General features: G+C 41.6%; 5 protein-coding genes. 1 reads left to right on the forward strand and 4 read right to left on the reverse strand.

Annotated features, from left to right (window positions below):
- The 3 genes from L650_RS0109515 to hisG form a co-directional block, all read right to left on the reverse strand.
- A partial coding sequence (locus L650_RS0109515; RefSeq protein ID WP_029772963.1) for an aminotransferase class I/II-fold pyridoxal phosphate-dependent enzyme occupies window positions 1-746 on the reverse strand: 746 nt, incomplete at its 3' end.
- Window positions 736-2,037 carry a histidinol dehydrogenase gene (gene hisD / locus L650_RS0109520; protein ID WP_029772964.1) on the reverse strand — a complete coding sequence of 434 codons (1,302 nt, stop codon included), beginning with the start codon at window positions 2,035-2,037 and terminating at the stop codon, window positions 736-738. The genes L650_RS0109515 and hisD, both read right to left, overlap by 11 nt.
- A gap of 5 nt (window positions 2,038-2,042) precedes the next feature.
- Window positions 2,043-2,942 (reverse strand): ATP phosphoribosyltransferase, encoded by a 900-nt coding sequence (hisG, locus tag L650_RS0109525; RefSeq protein ID WP_029772965.1) that lies wholly within the window; start codon window positions 2,940-2,942, stop codon window positions 2,043-2,045.
- Between the two features lie 435 nt (window positions 2,943-3,377).
- Between hisG and L650_RS0109530 the strand changes: the two genes are divergently transcribed.
- Window positions 3,378-3,626: a hypothetical protein gene (locus L650_RS0109530; protein WP_004586377.1), complete on the forward strand. Its 249-nt coding sequence runs from the start codon at window positions 3,378-3,380 to the stop codon at window positions 3,624-3,626.
- A gap of 58 nt (window positions 3,627-3,684) precedes the next feature.
- Here the strand turns inward: L650_RS0109530 and L650_RS0109535 are convergent.
- Window positions 3,685-4,242: FTR1 family protein (locus L650_RS0109535; RefSeq protein WP_029772966.1), on the reverse strand; the 558-nt coding region annotated here is incomplete at its 5' end.

Consider the following 4,242-nt stretch of genomic DNA (forward strand, 5'->3'; position numbering starts at 1 on the left):
CCCGATACCGGATACGGCGCAATCACTTTACGAATAGGGGCAAGTACAGTTTCTTGTGCAAGTGTAAAACCGGTTCTTAACCCTGCAAGCGCAAACGCTTTAGACAAAGTGCGCAGTACCACTACATTACTATATTCGTTAATCAGCGCTGTAGCACTTTGCTCAGGGCAAAACTCAATGTAGGCTTCATCAACAATAACTAAAGCTTTACCGGCAAGCGCTGTTGCAATTGCTTTTACTTTTTCAAGGGGGGTTATGCTACCGGTTGGGTTATTTGGATTACAAATAAACACCAATTTTGAGCTGTCCACTGCCTCAACTATTTCATCAACACTGCCATCAAGTAATAACGCTTGGGTTAAGCCATTGATTGCAACGTTGTGCGTATCAGCGGTTACTTTGTACATACCGTAGGTTGGCAAAAATAACGCAATGCTGTCTTTTGCAGGTTCGCAAAAGGTACGTACTAAAAGCTCAATTCCTTCATCGGCGCCGCGCGTCATTAATACGTTTTCGCTTTCAAGCTCTGCATACGCAGCATAGCGGTCAATAACCAATTGCGGTTGTGGATCTGGGTAGCGATTTAAATCTTCAATACTCAGTTCAATATTTTTAGCGTACGGGCTTTCATTGGCATTTAACCACGTTGACCCTGTTAGCTTTTCACTTTTAGCAGAGCTATAGGCAGCAAGAGCTGCAATATTTTGTGGTAATAAGCTAGTCGCTTGTGCGCTCTCATTGCTCATTTTTAATTGCCTCTAAACGAATTGAAACCGCATTTGCGTGTGCATCAAGGCCTTCTGCATCTGCTAGTGGCAAAATAGCTTTTGACAGCTGTGTTAGGCCACTTTTACTTATAGTTTGTACTGTGTAAGTGCGGAAAAAATCAAGCAAGTTTAAGCTTGAATAGGTTGCACTGTAACCGTAGGTAGGTAACACGTGGTTAGTACCCGATGCGTAATCGCCCGCTGATTCTGGCGTGTAGTCGCCAACAAATACCGAGCCTGCATTTTTTACTTTATCTAAGTAAGGTGTTGAATCTGCTAATTGCAAAATTAAGTGCTCAGGGCCATATTGCGCTGATACGTCAAATGCTTGCTCAATAGAGTCGACTAAAATAAGTGATGAATTAGCCAGAGCTTGCTCGGCTGTCTCTTTGCGGCTTAATTTAGCAAGCTGGCGTGTAAGCGCCTGCTGCGTTTGCTCAATGATACTTTCGCTGTTACACAATAAAATAACTTGCGAGTCTGCGCCGTGCTCAGCTTGCGAGAGTAAATCTGCCGCTATAAATTCTGGATTTGCACGCTCATCTGCAATCACTAATACTTCAGAAGGGCCTGCTGGCATATCGATTGCCATTCCAGGAATTGTTTGCGCAACAAGCTGTTTTGCCATCGTTACAAAGCTATTACCTGGGCCAAAAATTTTGTTCACTTTAGGTACTGATTCGGTGCCGTAGGCCATTGCGGCAATTGCACCTGCGCCACCACTTTCAATTAAAGTTGTAATGCCACATAACTTAGCTGCATATAATATCGCAGGGTTAATGCTTTCATCACCTTGCACAGGGGTGGCAAGTACGACGGTTTTAGCACCACTTAATTGTGCAAGTACACCTTGCATAATAACCGATGATGGCAGTGGAGCACTGCCACCTGGTACATAAATACCCACAGCTTCGATGGCCTGATATTTCAGTTCACATTCAACGCCAGGTTGGGTTGATAACTTAATATCTTTAGGCAATTGCGCTTCGTGAAAACGTTTAACGTTTGCATAAGCGGTGTCAATTGCGTATTTAAGCTCTGCGCTTAGTGCTTGCTCTGATGCGTTTATTTCATCAAGCGGTACACGTAAACGAGGGTTAGCTCTATTATCAAACTTTTTAGCCATATCAAGTAAGGCTTTATCACCTTGCTCTTTCACATCGCTCATAATTGTTTGGCATATAGCTTCAACCTTTGCGCTGGCAGAAACCGCAGGGCGCATTAGCGCCGCTGCTTGTACTTGTGAAGATTCCTCATTCCAACGAAGCATGGTACTTACTCCATCATTTTTTCAATTGGCATTACTAAAATAGAGTTAGCGCCTAGGGCTTTAAGCTGCTCCATTGTTTCCCAAAATAATGTTTCGCTGCTTACCATGTGAAGCGCTACGTACTCTTCGTTACCAGCAAGTGCAAGTAGAGTAGGTTGGCCAGAGCCTGGTAAAATTTCGCAAATTTCATCAAGTTTAGTTTTTGGCGCGTGTAGCATAATGTATTTGCTTTCTTTAGCTTGTTTTACACCACGAAGGCGCGGCATAAGCTTATTGATTAGCGCTAGTTTGTTTTCATCTTGCAGGTCTTTATTTTGAATTAAACACGCGTTTGATTCTAAAATTGTATCACCTTGAATCAAGCCGTTCGCTTCAAGCGTTGCACCGGTAGAAACTAAATCACAAATTGCATCTGAAAGACCGGCACGTGGGGCTACTTCTACTGAGCCTGTAAGCATTACAGTGCTTGCATTAATGCCTTCGCGCTTTAACCATTGCGTTAATATTTCTGGGTAGGTTGTTGCAATACGTTTGCCTTCAAACCAGCTTTTATCACGTGGGCCAAGCTCTTGTGGCCATGCAAGTGCAAGGCGGCAGTAACCAAAGTCTAGTTTTGCTAGTTTGCTAACTTCGCTTGGTACACCTTGGCGTTCGCGTTCGGCTTGTACTTCTACTAGTACGTTTTCGCCAACAATACCTAAATCACAAACACCGTCCATTACTAAGCCCGGAATATCGTCATCGCGCACACGAAGTACGTCAATTGGCATATTGGTTGAGTGTGCAATTAAGCGTTGCTCACGTAGGTTTAATTTAACACCTAGTTGCTTTAGTAAATCTTGACAATCTTTAGACAGGCGACCGCCTTTTTGGATGGCGATACGTAGACGATTTGTGTTACTCATTATTCATTTTCCTTTAATTTAAAAACTAAAAACCCCGAGGGGAACCTCAGGGCGAAAATGAATCAATGTGTTTTGAATCGCCAGAGGTTCCTTTTAGGAATAACCTCTCAGCGAAAGACCTGACAGGTTATTCCGGTGAATGGTGGTGATGATGTACTGTTGTCAGGTTTAAGCGCATTTTTGTATCCTATTTTGCTTACCGCTATTTAGTGAGCGTTAAGCTTTAATCTGTTTCAATAAATTTCGCATTCATAAAAACATAAACCGCCTAGCTAAGGCAAGTTTTTTTTTACCAAATTAAAGCATATCTTATAACTGCCGATAATATTGAGAGCTAATCAGTATTTTTAGTTGTTTTAATGTTTAAATTGTAGGCAAATTGGGCTTTGTTGGTCAATTTATCTAATTTTTAATAAACAGGTTAAGGAGGGGAGTATGGATATAATGATCCCTTTTTTAGGGAAAATTTCGCGGTTAGAGCTTGAGCCAAAAAGTACATTTCATATTGCAGGTGTGCAAAATATGCCGCAAGCGCAAAAAATTAAGCTTGAAAATGAAAAAAAGCAGACGCTCAACAAAAAAAGATTAGCGCAGGCGCAGGGCAAAAAAAGTGCAAGTGCAGCTAATGAAAAAGCGATTACCGTAGATGACGAAGGGAATAAACATTTAGATACGTGGGCATGATCTAAACCCTTAATAGTAAAAAGCCACGTACAACTTTTTACTATTAAGGATGTGTTTGCTAGCGTTTTTTAGCTTTAATAATGTAAAAGCTAAATATAACAGCTACGGTAAGTTGCGCTATAAAGCCTTGCCACGTAGATTTTAAACCCAGTAGTGCAATATCAAAGTTTATCGGCATTACACTAATCGCGACTAAATCAGCCTCTTGTAATGCAATGACAGCTTTACCCATTAATACAAAGGCAAGTGCAAATAATAAATACGTTGTATACGCAAAAAACTTAGCAATAGGTAACTTAATCGAATATTTAACTAACACCCATGCAATAAGCGCTAATAAAACCACACCTAATGCAAACCCAATAGCCACCGATGAATACTGTGTTTGCGAGCTTTGCGTTAATAACGACTGATAAAATAATACCGTTTCGAACACTTCACGATATACCGCTATAAACGAGAGGCCCGCGAGCCCCCACAGTGTGCCAGACTCTAATCGCGTATTAATATTTTGCTGAATATATGCCTGCCACTGCTGAGCACTGGTTTTACTGTGCATCCACACCCCAACATATAGCAAAATAATAGCTGCAAATAGGGCGCCTATACCTTCCAT

It is taken from the genome of Pseudoalteromonas sp. TB51, from assembly GCF_000498055.1.
Taxonomy (GTDB): Bacteria; Pseudomonadota; Gammaproteobacteria; order Enterobacterales; family Alteromonadaceae; genus Pseudoalteromonas; species Pseudoalteromonas atlantica.

Bases quoted from the DNA above. Each gene is read 5' to 3' on its own strand.
- hisD (WP_029772964.1), bottom strand. From the start codon at position 2,037: ATGCTTCGTTGGAATGAGGAATCTTCACAAGTACAAGCAGCGGCGCTA.
- L650_RS0109530 (WP_004586377.1), top strand. From the start codon at position 3,378: ATGGATATAATGATCCCTTTTTTAGGGAAAATTTCGCGGTTAGAGCTT.
- hisG (WP_029772965.1), bottom strand. From the start codon at position 2,942: ATGAGTAACACAAATCGTCTACGTATCGCCATCCAAAAAGGCGGTCGC.